At 59.4% G+C, this 17,588-nt stretch carries 14 protein-coding genes; 9 read left to right on the top strand and 5 right to left on the bottom strand.

The genetic code is table 11. The features are described from left to right. Positions 1 to 41 precede the first annotated feature (41 nt). Positions 42 to 1,544 (top strand): ATPase domain-containing protein, encoded by a 1,503-nt coding sequence (locus tag H043_RS0116360; protein WP_027612749.1) that lies wholly within the window; start codon positions 42 to 44, stop codon positions 1,542 to 1,544. Then, positions 1,541 to 3,211 carry an ATP-binding protein gene (locus H043_RS0116355; RefSeq protein ID WP_027612748.1) on the top strand — a complete coding sequence of 557 codons (1,671 nt, stop codon included), beginning with the start codon at positions 1,541 to 1,543 and terminating at the stop codon, positions 3,209 to 3,211. Before H043_RS0116360 ends, H043_RS0116355 begins: the two co-directional genes overlap by 4 nt. Before the next feature lie 116 nt (positions 3,212 to 3,327). On the opposite strand, the gene H043_RS0116350 is transcribed toward H043_RS0116355, so the two are convergent. Genes H043_RS0116350 through H043_RS0116330 form a run of 5 tightly spaced genes read right to left on the bottom strand, consistent with a single transcriptional unit; the run spans position 3,328 to position 9,881 of the window. Continuing rightward, positions 3,328 to 3,705, bottom strand: a complete 378-nt coding sequence (locus H043_RS0116350) for a response regulator (protein ID WP_003225116.1) — start codon at positions 3,703 to 3,705, stop codon at positions 3,328 to 3,330. A gap of 44 nt (positions 3,706 to 3,749) precedes the next feature. After that, complete coding sequence (locus tag H043_RS0116345; RefSeq protein WP_027612747.1) at positions 3,750 to 4,964, bottom strand: hybrid sensor histidine kinase/response regulator; 1,215 nt, start codon at positions 4,962 to 4,964, stop codon at positions 3,750 to 3,752. Beyond that, a complete protein-coding gene (locus H043_RS0116340; protein ID WP_027612746.1) occupies positions 4,958 to 5,551 on the bottom strand; it encodes a chemotaxis protein CheB in 594 nt (197 codons plus the stop codon). The genes H043_RS0116345 and H043_RS0116340 overlap by 7 nt, the downstream gene beginning before the upstream one ends. Then, positions 5,548 to 6,381, bottom strand: a complete 834-nt coding sequence (locus H043_RS0116335) for a protein-glutamate O-methyltransferase CheR (protein WP_027612745.1) — start codon at positions 6,379 to 6,381, stop codon at positions 5,548 to 5,550. Before H043_RS0116335 ends, H043_RS0116340 begins: the two co-directional genes overlap by 4 nt. Then, positions 6,381 to 9,881: a response regulator gene (locus H043_RS0116330; protein WP_027612744.1), complete on the bottom strand. Its 3,501-nt coding sequence runs from the start codon at positions 9,879 to 9,881 to the stop codon at positions 6,381 to 6,383. Before H043_RS0116330 ends, H043_RS0116335 begins: the two co-directional genes overlap by 1 nt. A 262-nt stretch (positions 9,882 to 10,143) precedes the next feature. Here H043_RS0116330 and H043_RS0116325 point away from each other — a divergent pair, with 262 nt between their 5' ends. The 7 genes from H043_RS0116325 (at position 10,144) to H043_RS0116295 (ending at position 17,440) form a co-directional block, all read left to right on the top strand. Then, positions 10,144 to 10,506, top strand: a complete 363-nt coding sequence (locus tag H043_RS0116325; RefSeq protein WP_027612743.1) for a response regulator — start codon at positions 10,144 to 10,146, stop codon at positions 10,504 to 10,506. An 82-nt stretch (positions 10,507 to 10,588) separates the two neighbouring features. Further along, complete coding sequence (locus H043_RS0116320) at positions 10,589 to 11,881, top strand: glycosyltransferase (protein ID WP_027612742.1); 1,293 nt, start codon at positions 10,589 to 10,591, stop codon at positions 11,879 to 11,881. A gap of 144 nt (positions 11,882 to 12,025) precedes the next feature. Further along, entirely contained in the window at positions 12,026 to 12,895 is an 870-nt protein-coding gene (locus H043_RS0116315; protein ID WP_027612741.1) for a phosphatidylinositol-specific phospholipase C domain-containing protein, read from the top strand. A 68-nt stretch (positions 12,896 to 12,963) separates the two neighbouring features. Further along, complete coding sequence (locus tag H043_RS0116310; protein ID WP_027612740.1) at positions 12,964 to 13,869, top strand: AraC family transcriptional regulator; 906 nt, start codon at positions 12,964 to 12,966, stop codon at positions 13,867 to 13,869. 341 nt (positions 13,870 to 14,210) lie between these two features. Further along, positions 14,211 to 15,521, top strand: a complete 1,311-nt coding sequence (locus H043_RS0116305) for a sugar ABC transporter substrate-binding protein (RefSeq protein ID WP_027612739.1) — start codon at positions 14,211 to 14,213, stop codon at positions 15,519 to 15,521. Positions 15,522 to 15,674: 153 nt separating this feature from the next. Next, on the top strand, positions 15,675 to 16,601 hold the full coding sequence (locus H043_RS0116300; protein ID WP_003225141.1) for a carbohydrate ABC transporter permease: 927 nt from the start codon (positions 15,675 to 15,677) through the stop codon (positions 16,599 to 16,601). 8 nt (positions 16,602 to 16,609) lie between these two features. Then, the gene (locus H043_RS0116295; RefSeq protein ID WP_003225143.1) at positions 16,610 to 17,440 is read left to right on the top strand and encodes a carbohydrate ABC transporter permease; all 831 of its coding nucleotides are present in this window, start codon (positions 16,610 to 16,612) and stop codon (positions 17,438 to 17,440) included. Positions 17,441 to 17,588 lie beyond the last annotated feature (148 nt).

Genomic DNA, 17,588 nt, shown 5'->3' with positions numbered 1-17,588 from the left:
AGCCTGCTGCCTCGATTCCCCTAGTCATGAGAGGGCATTCTTTGTCTACGTCCAACGAGTTGATCAGTGCAAAAGCCGCCACCGGCATCATTGGCCTGGATGACATCCTCGCCGGTGGTCTGTCCCGAGGGCATGTGTTTTTGCTCGAAGGTGAACCCGGTACAGGCAAAACCACCGTCGCGTTGCATTTCCTGATGGCGGGCGCCCGTGCCGGCGAACGCTGTCTGTACATCACGCTGTCGGAAACCGAGCGTGAATTGCGTCAAGGCGCGGCCTCCCACGGCTGGGAGCTGAACGAGAACATTGAAATCTTCGAGCTGACGCCGCCCGAGAGCCTGCTCAACGCCGAGCATCAGCAAAGCCTGCTGTACTCGTCCGACCTTGAGCTGGGCGAAGCCACCAAGCAGATTTTCGAAGTGGTCGAGCGCTTCAAGCCCACCCGCGTGGTGCTCGACAGCCTGTCGGAGATCCGCCTGCTGGCGCAGAGTTCGCTGCGCTACCGCCGGCAGATTCTGGCGATCAAACATTACTTCGTGCGTTACGACGCCACCGTCCTGCTGCTTGACGACCTGACCACCGAGTCCCTCGACAAGACCGTGCACAGCGTCGCCCACGGGGTGATCCGCCTCGAAGAACTGACGCCAAATTACGGTGCCGAGCGCCGCCGCGTGCGCATCGTCAAGTATCGCGGCCAGAAATACCGTGGCGGTTACCACGACTTCACCATCATGGGCGACGGCGTCCATGTGTTCCCACGACTGGTCGCCGCCGAACACCGCAGCGACTACCCGCGCCTGCAATTGACCAGCGGCATCAAGGAAATGGACGCCCTGCTCGGCGGCGGCATCGAGACCGGTTCCAGCACGCTGATTCTCGGCCCGGCCGGTACCGGCAAATCGCTGATTTCGATGATCTTCGCCGCCGCTGCCGTAGCACGCGGCGAAAAAGCGGCGCTGTTCATTTTTGATGAAGAGCTGGGCTTGCTGTTCGAGCGCATGAAAAATATCGGCATCGACCTCAAGGCCTTGCAAGCCACCGGCAACCTGCTGATCGATCAAGTGGATGCCGCCGAGCTGTCCCCCGGCGAGTTCTCGCATCGGGTGCGTCGCTGCGTAGATGAAGGCAATATCAAGACCGTGGTGATCGACAGCATCAACGGCTATCAGGCCGCGATGCCGGAAGAAAACGCGCTGGTGCTGCACATGCACGAGCTGCTGCTGTACCTCAACCGCAAAGGCGCGGCAACCTTCATGACCGTTGCCCAGCATGGCCTGGTCGGCGACATGCAGGCGCCGGTCGACATCACTTACCTGGCCGACACGGTGATCCTGCTGCGCTACTTCGAAGCCATCGGCAAAGTTCGCCGAGCCATTTCCATCATCAAGAAACGTACCGGCAGCCACGAGTCGACCATTCGTGAATACCGCATTTCGGGCCAGGGCATGACCATCGGCGAACCGCTGGAAGCGTTCCAGGGCGTGCTGCGCGGCGTGCCGACTTACCTCGGCGCGAGCAATCCGCTGTTGCGGGAAGAAACCTTGTGACAGCCTCCGTATCACTGCCGGAACGGGCGCTGATCCTGGCGCCCATGGGTCGGGACAGCCAAGTGGCGCTGATGATCCTCAATGAGGCCGGTTACGGCGGAGTCATCACCCCGGATCTGGGTGCACTGTGCGCAGAGCTGGAGCCTGGCGCCGGACTTTTGTTGATTGCCACCGAAGCGCTGCGCGGCCCCGAGCTGGAAAGTCTTCTGCATTTTCTCGAACAGCAACCGGCCTGGTCGGATCTGCCGATCGTCTTGTTGACCCACCACGGCGGCCCGGAACCCGGCCCCTCCTCGCGCATGAGCAAACTGTTGGGCAACGTCACTTTTCTTGAGCGCCCGTTTCATCCCGCGACTCTGGTCAGTCTGGTCTCCACCGCCCTGCGCGGGCGACGACGACAGTACGAAGCCCGCGACCGCCTGATCGATTTGAGTGAAAGCGAACGCCGACTGCAATCGACCCTGGAAACCCTTGAGCAACAGGTCGAGGAACGCACCGCGCAACTGCGCCACAACGAAGAAGCCCTGCGCCAGTCACAGAAAATGGAAGCGGTCGGTCAGTTGACCGGCGGCATCGCTCACGACTTCAACAACATGCTCACCGGGATTATCGGCAGCCTTGAACTGCTGCGCCGACGGCTGGCTCGCGGGCGTCTTGATGACCTCGACAGCCTGATCGATCTCGGTGTTACTTCAGCCAACCGCGCGGCCGGCCTGACCCACCGTTTGCTGGCGTTTTCCCGCCGGCAATCGCTGGACTCCAAAGCCGTGCAGATGAACACACTGGTGCTGTCGATGGGCGAGCTGCTGCAGCGCAGCCTCAACGAAAGTATCCAGCTGGAGATGCGCCTCAACGACCAGTTGTGGATCGCCGAAGCGGATCCCAATCAACTGGAAAGCGCCCTGCTCAACCTGGTACTCAACGCCCGCGATGCAATGCCCGAGGGCGGCAAACTGGTGGTCGAAACCAGCAATCAGGTGCTTAAGCCGGAATTCACCGAGGCCTACCCGAACCTGGAACCCGGCGACTATGTGATGCTCAGCGTCACCGATAACGGCAGTGGCATGGCGCAGAGCGTGGTCAGCCGCGCGTTCGATCCGTTCTTCACCACCAAGCCGATCGGCCAGGGCACCGGACTGGGTCTGTCGATGATTTACGGCTTCAGCAAGCAGTCCCGTGGTCACGTCTCGATCGACAGCGAAATCGATCAGGGCACCACGGTCAAACTGTACCTGCCGCGTTTTCGCGGTGAAGAGCTGGAGCATCCGGTGTCCGATGTTCAGCAGGCCCCGGAAGCAATGGATGGCGAAACCGTGTTGATCGTCGAGGACGACCCTGCCGTACGCGTACTGGTCAGCGCGGTGCTCAGTGAGTTGGGTTATGCGTTTGTCGAAGCCGGCGATGCCGACGGCGCCGTGCCGATCCTCAACTCGACGCAGCGCATCGACCTGCTGATCAGTGACGTCGGCCTGCCAGGCATGAACGGCCGGCAACTGGCGGAAATCGGCCGGCAGTATCGGCCGGGGCTGAAGGTGTTATTCATCACTGGGTATGCCGAGCACGCGGCAGTGCGCGGTGGTTTCCTCGACCCGGGCATGCAGATGATCACCAAACCGTTCACTTTCGATCTGCTGACCGCCAAAGTCCGCGAGATGATCCAGAACTGATCCCCCAAAACGACTGTAGGAGCTGCCGCAGGCTGCGATCTTTTGATCTTGTTTTTTAAGATCAAAAGATCGCAGCCTGCGGCAGCTCCTACAGGGGGAGCATCAGCCGCTATGGATCAGGCCAGCAATTCCTGAATCTTTTCCTGCAATACGTCCAGATCGAACGGCTTTTCCAGGATCGGCGCCTTGCGCGTGATCGGGCTGCCGGTCTCGCGGATTTCCTGCGGATAGCCGCTGATGAAGATCACCTTCAGATCCGGGCGCAGTTTTACTGCCGGCTCCGCGATCTGCACGCCGGAGATCCCGCCCGGCAGGCGGAAGTCAGTGATCAGCATGTCCAGATGCGGCTTGCTCGCGAGGATCTCGAACGCCTGCTCGCCGTTTTCGGCCTGCAACACGCGGTACCCCTGCCCCGACAGGTAATCTGTCAGCACCATCAAGATAACCGGTTCGTCCTCGACGACGAGTACTACATCTTGTGCATCTACGCTCATGGGAAGCCTTTGTTCGGTCAATAGCTGCTGATACGACCGTGCGGTCACTCAGAGGTTGCGTCGGATATGCCGTTTTCCTGGATTGGCAGACAAACGCGAAACAGGGCGCCTTCGTTGATTTGACTCTCGACGACGATGGAACCGCCATGGGCGGCGACGATCTGCTCGGAAATGAACAGACCCAGCCCGAGACCAGCCACTACCGTCTTGGCGGAAACCCGTTCGAACTGTTGGAAAATGCGCTTCTGGTTCTCTTCGCTGATGCCGATGCCACGGTCCTGAACCTCAACCCGCGCCTCGTCGCCTTCACGGTACACGCGCACCTGAATCGGGCTGCGGCCACCGTAGCGCAAGGCATTGGTCAGCAGGTTGGAGACCACCTGCTCGATGCGGAATTCGTCCCAGTAACCTTCCACCGGCTGCGGCGCGGTGAACGACACTTCGGTCTCCGCCGCCTCTATCTGCTGGGCGAAATTCTGCAGCAGGTTGCTCACCAGTTGCGTCAGGTCGAAACGATTCGGCCGGATCGACAGCTTGCCCGTGCGGATACGCGAAACGTCGAGCATGTCTTCGATCAGCCGGATCAGACTTTTGATCTGGCGCTCGTCGCGATCGACCATCGCGTGCATCTTGTCGAGGGTGAACGCCGCGGCGTTGTCCCGCGCCAGGTGCATCTTGCGCAACTGGGTTTCGAGTATCAGGCCATTGAGCGGCGTGCGCACTTCGTGGGCGACGATTGACATGAAGTCATCGCGCATACGCACCGCCTGCTCCAGTTCCAACTGAGTGCTCTGCAGCTGTTGCAGCAGCGCTTCCTGCTCGCGACGCGCCTGCTCCAGGGCTTCGACCTGTTGTTTCATGGCCTTGCTCTGGCGGTACAGGTCGACGAATACGTTGACCTTGCTCTTCACCGCGTGGATATCCAGCGGCTTGTGCAGGAAGTCCACCGCCCCGCTCTCGTAGCCCTTGAACGCGTAGTTCAGTTCACGGCCGGCGGCGCTGACGAAAATGATCGGAATGTTCTTGGTTTTCTCGGTGCCGCGCATCAACTCGGCGAGCTCGAAGCCGTTCATCCCCGGCATCTGCACGTCGAGGATGGCCATGGCGAACTCGTGTTGCAGCAGCAGCGAAAGTGCCTCGTCCGCCGAAAGCGCCTTGTACACCGTGCGGTCCTCGCGCTTGATCAGCGCTTCGAGGGCCAGCAGGTTCTCCGGCAGATCGTCGACGATCAGCAATTTGGCCTGGATATTACTCAGCATGCGATTCGTTCCAGCTCGACAAGCAGACGGCCGATGCCGTGAATGGGTAGGACATGGTCAGGCTGCTGAATTTTCAGCGCAGCCAGAGGCATGGTGGCGACCTGTGCGTCCTGCGGGTCTTGAACGATGGTCAGTCCGCCACGCTGCTTGACTTGCGCCAGGCCGCGAGCGCCATCGTGATTGGCGCCGGTCAGCAACACGGCAGCCAGGGTTTCGCCGTAAACATCAGCGGCGGATTCAAACAAGTAATCAATGGCCGGACGGGAATGGTGCACGCGGTCTTCAAGACTCAGCGACAGACTGCGATCCTGCTCCACCGACAGGTGATATCCGGGCGTGGCGAAATAAACCGTGCCGGGCATGATGTCTTGCTTGTCGGTCGCCTCTGCCACCGGCAGCATCAGGCGCCGGGAGAACACTTCGGCCAACTGGCTGCGCCGCTCCTCCGGCAGGTGCAACACCACAATGATCGGCAGCACGTAACCCTGGCGCAGCGGCGCCAGCAAGGTCAGCAACGCTTCGACCCCGCCGGCCGAAGCGCCCACCACGACAGCCTCGACACGAGGCAAATCCACGGCATCGTTCATAATTTGCGGTAGATCCGTTCTTGTTTGACCAACGGTTCGAACTGATTCGAGTAACCGGAAAAATCCAGCGTTTCCTTGCTGCCCAGCACCAGAAAGCCACGGTGGCATAGCGATTCGTGAAACAGACCGAAGGCACGGTCCTGAAGTTTCTTGTTGAAGTAAATCAGTACGTTGCGGCAGGAAATCAACTGCGTTTCGGAGAACACGCTGTCCGTCGCCAGGCTGTGGTCGGCGAAGGTCACGTTCTCACACAGGCTCTTGTCGAAGATCGCGTAGCCATAGGCTGCGGTGTAGTAATCGGCAAAGGAACGCTGACCGCCGGCCTGCTGGTAATTGGCGGTATAGGCGCGCACGTTCTCCATCGAGAAAATGCCCTGCTTGGCCTTGTCCAGCGAGCGCGGGTTGATGTCGGTTGCGTAGATGATCGTGCGGTCGAGCAGGCCTTCTTCGCGCAGCAGGATCGCCATCGAATAAACCTCCTCGCCAGTGCTGCACCCGGCGATCCAGATCTTCAGCGACGGATAAGTGCGCAGCAGCGGCACCACTTCCTTGCGGATCGCCAGAAAGTGCGACGGATCGCGGAACATCTCGCTGACCGGGATCGTCAGCAACTGCAGCAACTGCATGAACGCCGTGGGATCGTGCAGGACTTTCTCCTGCAACGCCGAGATCGTTGCGCATTCGAACTGACTCAAGGCGTGCTGCACCCGGCGCTTGATCGAAGCGCCCGAGTAATCACGAAAATCGTAGCTGTACTTGAGGTAGATGGCCTCAATCAACAGGCGTAATTCGATTTCGCTGTTGCGCTCCGCGGAGTGACTGCTATCCACTAAATGCGTTCCATCTTCGGTAACCACACGCGAATCAACGAGAACAGGCGATCCAGATCGATCGGCTTGGCCAGATAATCGTTGGCGCCCGCCTGCAGGCAGCGCTCCTGATCGTCTTTCATGGCCTTGGCCGTCACTGCGATGATCGGCAGTTTGCGCCAGCGCGGATCCTTGCGGATTTCAATGGTGGCTTCAAAACCATCCATCTCCGGCATCATCACGTCCATCAGCACCAGGTCGATGTCCTCGATTTCATTCAACTTATCAATCGCTTCGCGACCGTTACGGCCGATCACCACGACTGCGCCCTTGTGCTCCAACGCACTGGTCAGGGCGAAGATGTTGCGCACATCGTCGTCCACCAGCAGCACCTTGCGGCCTTCGAAGACCTTGTCGCGGCTGCGGGCGGTCTTGAGCATCTTCTGCCGTTCATGGGACAACTGCGATTCGACTTTGTGCAGAAAGAGTGTCACCTCATCCAGCAGGCGTTCCGGCGAGCGCGCGCCCTTGATGATGATCGAGCGCGAATACTTGCGCAGCTCGGCCTCTTCATCGCGGGTCAGGTTGCGTCCGGTGTAGACGATCACCGGCGGGAACGAGCAGATGTCCTCGGTCGACATGCGCTTGAGCAGATCGTTGCCGAGCATGTCCGGCAATTTCAGGTCGATCACCATGCAGTCGTAAATCGTCGTGCGCAGTTTCTCCAGCGCGTCTTGCGCCAGACCGACGGCGGTAATTTCGATGTCCTCGTCACCGATCAGGCGGGCAATACTTTCGCGTTGCAGATCGTCATCTTCGACCAGCAACACGCGCTTGACCTTCTGGGTCAGCTTGGCTTCGAGACGGGCGAACACGTCCTTGAGCTCTTCGCGGGTGGTCGGTTTGACTGCGTAACCGATCGCGCCCATGTGCATCGCCGCTTCAACGCGGTCTTCGACCGAGATCACGTGCACCGGGATGTGCCGGGTTTCGGCGTGTTCTTTCAGGCGTTGCAGCACGGTCAGACCGGAGTGATCCGGCAGACGCATGTCGAGCAGAATCGCGTCCGGCACGAACTCGCGGGCCAGGTCATAACCTTCATCCGCTCCGTGCGCCACCAGACACTGATAACCCAGTTCGTGGGCCAGGTCGTAAAGGATGTGGGCGAAATTCGGCTCGTCTTCCACCACCAGAATGCAGCGCGTGGCGAATGGCGCCTTGCCACGGTCGTCGGCAAAGCGCGGGATGTGCACCGGCGCCAGCGGCGACACCGCGATCGATGGCGGCTGCACCACCGGGGCCGGGGCCGATACCGGCGGCGTGAAGGTCAGCGGGATCGCGGGGCTGTCACCCGGCTCGCTGTATTGCTGCGGCAGCACCAGGGTAAACACACTGCCCTGCCCCGGCGCGCTGCTGACGCTGATCGAGCCGCCGAGCAAGGCTGCCAGATCGCGCGAGATCGACAAGCCCAGACCGGTGCCACCGTACTTGCGGTTGGTGGTGCCGTCAGCCTGACGGAACGCTTCGAAGATGCTTTCCTGCTGATCTGCGGCGATACCGATCCCCGAATCGCGCACGATGAACGCAATGCGCTCGTTCGGCTGGCCGGCGATGGTCAGGCTGACCGCGCCGTGTTCGGTGAACTTCACGGCGTTGGACAGCAGGTTCTTGATCACCTGCTCCAGACGCTGGCGATCGGTGTACAGCATGATTGGCGCATCCGGCTGCAACTCGACGCTGAACGTCAGTTGCTTGTCCGCCGCCAGCGGTTCGAACACGCTGCGCAGGCCGTCGGCCAGACGCGCGACGCTGGTGTTTTCCGGGATCACTTCCAGCTTGCCGGCCTCGACCTTGGAAATGTCGAGAATGTCGTTGATCAGGTTCAGCAGATCGTTGCCCGCCGAATAGATCGACTCGGCGAACTTGACCTGTTCGGCCGTCAGATTGTCCTGCGGGTTCTCGGCCAGCAACTTGGCGAGGATCAGCGAACTGTTCAGCGGCGTGCGCAGTTCGTGGGACATGTTGGCGAGGAATTCGGACTTGTACTTGCTCGAACGCTGCAGTTCTTCGGCGCGTTCTTCGAGCTGCACCTGAGCCTGATTGAGTTCGGTGTTCTTCTGGTCCATGGCGTCGCGCTGCTCGGCCAGAGTCTGCGCCTGTTCGGCCAGCTGCTCGTTGGTCTGCTCCAGCTCGACTTGCTGGGTTTCCAGATGCGCCTGGGACTCCTTGAGAATCCGCGACTGTTCTTCCAACTCCTCGTTGGCGGTTTTCAGCTCTTCCTGCTGCACCTGCAACTCTTCGTTGAGCTGCTGGGTTTCGGCCAGCACTTCCTGCAGGCGCTGGCGATAACGTGCCGCTTCGATCGAGGTGCCGATGTTGCCGGCAATCAGTTCCAGCAAATCGATATCGCGGTCGGTGAGCGGGCGCAGGAAGCCCAGTTCGATCACCCCGTTGACCCGGTCATCATCACTGGTCGGCACCACCAGCACACTGTGCGGCAGACCTGCGCCCAGGCCGGAGCTGACTTTGAAGTAGTCGGCCGGAACCGAATCCAGGCGAATCAGTTGCCCCTGCTGGGCAACCTGGCCGACGATGCCTTCGCCGCTGTAGATCTGCTGATCTTTTTCTTCCTGTTCGCGGGAGAACCCATAGGACGCCACGCGTTTGAGGCCGCCGTGTTCTTCGCGTACGTACAGCGCTGCCACCGCAGTGCCCAGATATTGTGCGCAGAACTGCAGGATGTTGCGCCCCAGCAGGTTAAGCGTCAGTTGCCCCAGCACCTGTTCCGCCAGTTCGGTCTGGCCGCTACGCATCCACGCCTGGCGCTCCAGACGCTCGGCGCTGGCTTGCTGCGCCGCAAGGTTGGCGCTGTAGCTGTCCGAAAGGCTGACCAGATCGCGGCGACCGACATACGCGAGCAAACCGCTGATCGCGGCGATGAACAGCAGGTACAGAGTGATGCTCCAGATCGTGGTACGGCGCACCTCTTCGTTGCGCGTGGTGCGCAACTGCTGCTCCATGTCGATCACGTCTTCGAACTGCTTGCGGATCTCATCGGTCAGGCGCTTGCCGCGCCCGGCCTTGACCGCGCCCCGGTAGTCGCCGCTGGAGCGCTGCAGGTCAATCATCGATTGCGCGTAATTGCTCCATTCGGTCTGCAATGCCTGCAAACGACGCAGACGATCGGTCTGCACCGGGTTGTCGGCGGTCAGTTCGAGCAAGGTATTGAGCGCCACGTTGATCCGCGGCTTGGCGGTCTCGTACGGGTCGAGGAAGTGCTCGTCGCCACTGAGCAGGAAGCCGCGCATGCCGGTTTCCAGATCAACGGTGAGTTTCACCGCTTCGTTGGCGTTATTGATCACCCGGTCGGTGTGTTCCACCCACTGGATCACCGAGAGCAAATAGGTGATCAGCGAAATGAAAAACACTGCACTGATCGCGCCGACGCCCAAAGGCAGACTGATGTTGCGCGTCAGGAGTTTACGGAACCGTGTTTCGTCAACTGTAGACCGAGTGGACATGGGGCAGCCTTGTCGAACTGTCGAAACCCGGGAGTTTGCCCCAAAACGGTACTATGGATCCATTTTTCTCACCGCCATGATGGCAATTTCCTACATTTGCTGCACTTCCCGATCAGGCAACGGGTATCCTTGCCGCCCCGATTTGCAGCTAATCTTTTTCGTATCCGCTCGGGAACTTGTGGCCATGCGCCACTTACTCATGCAAGAGCCCGGCATTTTCGACCGGTCGCCGTTCCGATTTCATTTCTTGAGAGCTATCCCTATGTCCACCCCAGCGTCCACCATCCTTGTAGTAGAAGACGACGACATCGTACGCATGCTCATCGTCGATGTGCTCGAGGAGCTGGAATTCAGTGTGTTGGAGGCCGATGACGGCGAGTCTGCGCTGGAGATTCTCGGGGATCAGAGCAAGGCTATCGACTTGATGATGACTGACTACGGCCTGCCGGGCATGACAGGCAGTGAACTGGCCGGCAAGGCACGTGAACTGCGCTCCACCCTGCCCGTTCTGTTCGCCAGCGGTTACGCCGAAAACATCGACGTTCCCGCCGGCATGCACGTGATCGGCAAACCCTTCTCGATCGATCAACTGCGTGACAAGGTCAAGGGCATTCTGACCGAGTGATTGGCTTTGATCCGGCAGCGGCTGCAGATGTGCTCTAATTGCGCGCCATTTTCAGCCGCCTGCCTGCAAGGATTACCCGTCAATGACTGCATCACCCGCCACCAAAGTTCTGGTCATCGGTTACGTCTGGCCCGAACCGCGCTCTTCGGCAGCCAGCGGGCATGTGATGCAGATCCTCGAGACGTTTTTGCAGCAAGGCTGGGACATCACCTTCAGCAGCCCGGCCGGTCCGGGCGAGCACAAGGCTGACCTGACCGCGCTGGGCATCCGCGAAGTGCCGATCGAACTGAACAACAGCAGCTTCGATAGTTTCATCAGTGAACTGGCCCCGGATATCGTGCTGTTCGACCAGTTCATGATGGAAGAGCAGTTCGGCTGGCGCGTCGAAAAGCAATGCCCGAATGCCTTGCGCGTACTGGAGACGTCCGACCTGCAGAGCCTGCGCCACGCCCGCCACCAACGGCTCAAGGAACGTTTGAAAGACGACCCGGACAATCAGGACTTCAGCGCACTGTTCGCGCCGGCGCTGCGCGAAGAGTTCGAGTTGATGGCCGATACGGACCTGGCCAAACGGGAAATCGCCGCGTTGTATCGCTGCGATCTGAATCTGATGATTTCCGAAGTTGAAATTCAGTTGCTGGTCGAACAGTTTCAAGTCCCTGGCGACCTGCTGCACTGGTGCCCGCTGATGCTCGAACCGCCGCGCGATTCGTTCGTCCCCTTTGAAGAGCGGGCGCACTTTCTGAGTATTGGCAACTTCCGTCACGCGCCCAACTGGGACGCCGTGCTGTGGATGAAGACCGCCATCTGGCCGCTGATCCGCCAGCAATTGCCCGGCGCCCAACTGCATATCTACGGTGCCTATACGCCGCCCAAGGCCACAGCCCTGCACAACGCGGCGCAGGGGTTTCATGTGATGAACTGGGCAGAAGATGCGCTGCAAGTGATGTCGCAAGCCCGGGTTTGCCTGGCGCCTTTGCGTTTCGGCGCTGGGATCAAGGGCAAGATCGTCGATGCGATGCTCTGCGGCACGCCCAATGTCACGACGCCCATCGGCGCCGAAGGCATGGGCGGCGCATTGCCCTGGCCCGGTGCGATGGCTCAGTCGGCCCAGGCCCTGGCCGACGCCGCTGTGGCGCTGCACGAAGACAGACTGCGCTGGGCTGATGCACAGCAGGCCGGCGTCGCGTTGTTGAATGCGCGCTATCGGCAGACTGATCACGGCCCGGCGCTGATCGCTCGCCTGCAAAATTGCCGCGACAACTTGTCAGCATTACGTCGCGCCAACTTTACTGGCAGCATGTTGCGTCACCACTTGCATAAAAGCACTCAATACATGGCGCAGTGGATCGAAGCAAAGAACCAGAAAAGTTGATAATTAAAGTGCAAAACCACATTGCCAATACTTTGCAAAGAGTGCTGGCTTGTACTTTTTCCGTTTGCACCAAAGAATAACTTCCGAACTGACCAAACAAGTTGACTGGTCGGAAATTAAACTTTATCTGCAACGGAATGCACCATGAGTAATTACCCTTTCAAAAACTGGATGGCGGCTACACCGGATATGGACCGACTGACCCTTGGCGAAGTGGTCTGGCCCGGCGCGCATAACTCCGGGCTGGATTTTGATTTTCCGTACCCGGCTTATCTCCAACCCGCCCAGAACTGGTTTGTCTGTCAGGACGGTCCGTTCATTCAGCAACTTAATGAAGGCGTGCGTGCCTTCGACTTGCGTCTGCACGCCGATGAACACTGGCTGGGCATCAGGAAGTTTCATACCTTTCATGGCGTGAAACTGCTCCAGGGACGCTCCTTGAGCGAGTTGGTAAAAAGTCTCAATTTTTTCCTCAATGAAAATCCGAACGAATTCATCGTATTGGACTTACATGAACTCAAGGGCACCAACGATCAGCCATTCGATTACAAGGGTTTCCATGAAGTCATCACCACGGAGCTGGCTTCGCGGCTTATTCCCCGAAACAACGGTCATCTGACCCTTGAACAACTTAAAAGGGCCAGCTCGCTACAACGCGTGGTGTTGGCAAGCGACTCGCACCCGGATTTCAATTCGCCCCTGTACTGGCCGAAAATCCGCCATGAATGGAGCGGCTCGGACATCACCTCGCCAGAGCAACTCAAGCAACACATCACCCGAACCCTCGCCAACCCGCCGGTACCCGGCAGCCTCTGGTCATTGTCGGCCACCAGCTACGGCGAACTGGCCGGCGTCAAGCGGATCACCGACGAACTCGATCAATGGTTTGGCCCAGACTCGGGATGGGCGCCGAAGTGCAGCATTATCAATGCCGACTTCATCGGTGGCACTCCACTGATCAGCCATTGCCAGCAGGTCAACCAGTCCAAAGGTCTACGCAAGGCCCGGGGCTGAGGCGCTGGAACTGTCCGTGGCGCGCGTGCATGATGGGCACCTGAACACCACAACAAGACGCATCGGACATGACTCGGGCAACCAGAATCACTGATCCCTCCTACGAACTGATGGACGACCATAACGGGTTGTCCATCATCTACCGTCAGCATGGTTTTCCGTGCCCGTTAGTGCGCTGGCATTTTCACAAGGAATACGAACTGCACCTGATCGTCGCCAGTTCCGGCAAGGTCTTCATCGGCGACTACATCGGCAACTTTTATCCGCAAACACTGTTCCTCACCGGGCCCAATCTGCCGCACAACTGGATCAGCCAGGTGGCCGACGACGAGGTGGTGGAAAAGCGCGACATGCTGGTGAACTTCACCGATGAGTTGTTCGACAGCGGGCACCAGGTGTTCGCCGAACTCAAGACCCTGGCGCCGCTGCTGGAGCGTGCGCAATACGGCATCGAATTTCGCGACAAGGATACGATCCGTCAGGCCATGACGTTGATGCAGCGAATTGCCGACACGCGCGGCGTTACCCGTCTCGGACACTTTTTCATTTTGATGGAGCTGCTGGCGGCGACTGACGATTATCAATTGCTGTCCGGCGCCACTAACACGCAACTGGCCGACGAGCACAACATCGACCGCACCAACCGAGCGGTCGACTTCATCTTCGACCATTACGCCCGCGAATTGACTCTGGAAGAAGTCGCCGAGCATCTGGGGATGAAGCCGACCTATTTCAGCCGCGTGTTCAAACAGGCCACCGGGCGCAACTTCATCGAGTTCGTCAATCGGCTGCGCATCAGTAAATCCTGCGAACTGCTCGCTGACGGCGACAAACCGGTGACCGAGGTGTGTTTCGAGTCGGGGTTCAACAACATTTCCAACTTCAACCGGCGCTTCCAGCAACTCAAGGGCATGACGCCGTCGCACTATCGACGCCTCGCTGTACAGCGTCTGACCGAACAAAACCTCGGCTGATATTACCGCCCCTTGTAGGAGTGAGCCTGCTCGCGAAAGCGTGATATCAGTCAACTGATCTGCAAATTGACACAGCGCTTTCGCGAGCAAGCCCGCTCCCACAAAGAGCATCTGATGCGATGAAACCTGTACTGATTCGATAGCCCCTTCCCACTGAAAAGCCCTTCCCTGCGTCTACTGCAACAAACACCAGTGCAAAAAAGTATTGATTTGAGTGCGACGGATGATTTGTCAGCCCGTCGATTGAGGGCTGTAATCAGCGCACATTCTTCCTGCACCGGAAGACACAAAAACAATAACTGTCCTTCTGCCTCCCAACGGACGCAGAAAAGGAGTGCACGATGCAACCCACTGCAAAAGCTCTGCTAGCCCTCACCTGCATGACCCTCAGCAGCGTCAGCCTTGGCGCCCAGACCCTGACCATCGCCACCGTCAACAACAGCGACATGATCCGCATGCAGAAGCTCTCGAAAACTTTCGAGTCCGAGCATCCGGAGATCAAGCTCAACTGGGTGGTGCTGGAAGAAAACGTCCTGCGCCAGCGTCTCACTACCGACATCGCCACCCAGGGCGGGCAGTTCGATGTGTTGACCATCGGCATGTACGAAGCGGCACTCTGGGGCGCCAAGGGCTGGCTCGAACCGATGAAGGATCTGCCGGCTTCTTACGCCCTCGACGACGTGTTCCCGTCGGTGCGTGAAGGCCTGTCAGTCAAGGGTTCGCTGTATGCCCTGCCGTTCTACGCCGAAAGCTCGATCACCTATTACCGCACCGACCTGTTCAAGGACGCCGGCCTGAGCATGCCCGAGCGCCCGACCTGGGAACAGATCGCCGGTTTCGCCGAAAAACTCACTAATAAAGACAAAGAACAGTACGGCATCTGCCTGCGTGGCAAGGCCGGCTGGGGCGAAAACATGGCGTTGATCACCACCGTCGCCAACGCTTACGGCGCACGCTGGTTCGATGAGCAGTGGAAACCTGAGTTCAGCGGGCCGGAATGGAAAAACGCGCTGAATTTCTACGTCAACACCATGAAGAAGTCCGGCCCGCCGGGCGCCTCCAGTAACGGTTTCAACGAGAACCTCGCGCTGTTCAACAGCGGCAAGTGCGCGATCTGGGTGGACGCTTCCGTCGCCGGCTCGTTCGTCACCGACAAGACCCAGAGCAAGGTTGCCGATCACGTCGGCTTCACCTTCGCCCCGCATCAGGTCACTGACAAAGGTTCGGCGTGGCTGTATTCGTGGGCACTGGCGATTCCGACCAGTTCCAAGGCTAAGGACGCCGCCAAAGCGTTCAGCGCCTGGGCCACCTCGAAGGAATACGGCGAGCTGGTGGCCAAGACTGACGGCATCGCCAACGTGCCGCCGGGCACCCGCGCCTCGACCTACAGCGATGCGTACATGAGCGCCGCGCCGTTCGCCAAGGTCACGCTGGAATCGCTGAAAGCGGCAGATCCGAGCAAACCGACGCTGAAACCGGTGCCTTACATCGGCATTCAACTGGTGACCATTCCTGAATTCCAGGGCGTGGGTACCCAGGTCGGCAAGCTGTTCTCGGCGGCGCTGATCGGCCAGACCACGGTGGATCAAGCCCTGGCTGCCGCGCAGCAAACCACCGAACGCGAGATGAAGCGCGCCGGTTATCCCAAGTAACCACACTGCTCGCTCCTGCCTTTTGTAGGAGTGAGCCTGCTCGCGATGGCGGTTTTCCATCAAACCCCATTGGTGGCTGACACACCGCTATCGCGAGCAGGCTCACTCCTACATTAGATCTCCATAGGTCTGTATGACTCGGTTGTGATCACCATGAATACTTCAACTGCCAAAGCCCACCTCGACTTGTCGCAACCCCAGCGCAAAGTCCGCGTACGCAATCCCGGCTGGTTTCTGGTCAGCCCTTCGGTGGCCCTGTTGCTGCTGTGGATGATCGTGCCGTTGGGCATGACCATTTACTTCTCGATGATTCGCTACAACCTGCTCGATCCGGGCGTCAACGAATTCGTCGGGCTGGAGAACTTCACTTACTTTCTGACCGACTCCGGGTTCCTGCCCGGCGCCACCAACACCCTGTTGCTGGTGGGCAGCGTGCTGTTGATCAGCGTGGTGTTCGGTGTGCTGATCAGCGCGTTGCTCGAGGCCAGCGAATTTCTCGGCCGCGGCATCGTGCGGGTGATGCTGATCTCGCCGTTCTTCATCATGCCCACCGTCGGTGCGCTGATCTGGAAGAACCTGATTTTCCATCCAGTGTCGGGGATTCTCGCCTACGTCTGGCGGCTGTTCGGTGCCGAGCCGGTGGACTGGCTGGCGCACTATCCGCTGCTGTCGATCATCATCATTGTTTCGTGGCAATGGCTGCCCTTCGCGATCCTGATCCTGATGACCGCCATGCAGTCCCTCGACCAGGAACAGAAAGAAGCAGCGCGCCTCGATGGTGCCGGTCCGGTGGCGATCTTCTGGCACCTGACCCTGCCACACCTGGCGCGGCCGATTGCGGTGGTGGTGATGATCGAAACGATCTTCCTGCTGTCGGTGTTCGCCGAGATTTTCACCACCACCAACGGCGGCCCCGGCTACGCCTCGACCAACCTCGCCTACCTGATCTACAACCAGGCGCTGGTGCAGTTCGACGTCGGCATGGCCTCGGCGGGCGGCTTGATTGCCGTGGTCATCGCCAACATCGCCGCGATCATTCTGGTGCGGATGATCGGCAAAAACCTGACTGACAAAGCCTGAGGCCCGCCATGACTCTTCAACAATCCCGCCGGCTGCAAAGCCTGCTGCTCGGCACCCTGGCCTGGGCCATCGCGATCGTGATTTTCTTCCCGATCTTCTGGATGGTGATGACCAGTTTCAAGACTGAAATCGACGCCTTCGCCACGCCGCCGCAGTTCATCTTCACGCCAACGCTGGAGAACTACCTGCACATCAACGAGCGCAGCGACTACTTCAGTTTTGCCTGGAACTCGGTGGTGATTTCCTTCAGTGCCACGGCGCTGTGCCTGCTGATCGCGGTGCCCGCCGCCTACTCGATGGCGTTCTACGAAACCCAGCGCACCAAGGGCACGCTGCTGTGGATGCTCTCGACCAAGATGCTGCCGCCGGTGGGCGTGCTGATGCCAATCTACCTGCTGGCCAAGAGTTTCGGTCTGCTCGACACGCGCATCGCGTTGATCGTGATCTACACGCTGATCAACCTGCCGATCGTGGTGTGGATGATTTACACCTACTTCAAGGACATCCCCAAAGACATCCTCGAAGCCGCCCGCCTGGATGGCGCCACCTTGTGGCAGGAAATGGTTCGCGTGCTGCTACCGATTGCCAAGGGTGGCCTCGCCTCAACCGTGTTGCTGTCGCTGATTCTGTGCTGGAACGAGGCGTTCTGGTCGCTGAACCTGACCTCGTCGAAAGCCGCGCCGCTGACCGCGCTGATCGCCTCCTACTCGAGTCCCGAAGGCTTGTTCTGGGCCAAGTTGTCGGCGGTCTCGACCCTGGCCTGCGCGCCGATCCTGATCTTCGGCTGGATCAGCCAGAAACAACTGGTGCGCGGCCTGTCATTCGGTGCCGTGAAATGAATATTCCAGAACCAACACCTTCCCCTGTGGGAGCGGGCTTGCTCGCGAAAGCGGTGGGTCATCCAACAATGATGGTGACTGACACGGCCCCTTCGCGAGCAAGCCCGCTCCCACCAAAAGCATGCCCGGCGCCATTGAATTAACTTAA

This window comes from Pseudomonas sp. URIL14HWK12:I6 (assembly GCF_000514195.1).
GTDB classification, from domain to species: Bacteria; Pseudomonadota; Gammaproteobacteria; order Pseudomonadales; family Pseudomonadaceae; genus Aquipseudomonas; species Aquipseudomonas putida_A.
Note: the sequence above shows the minus strand (reverse complement) of the source record. Positions and strands in the feature narration are given on the sequence as shown.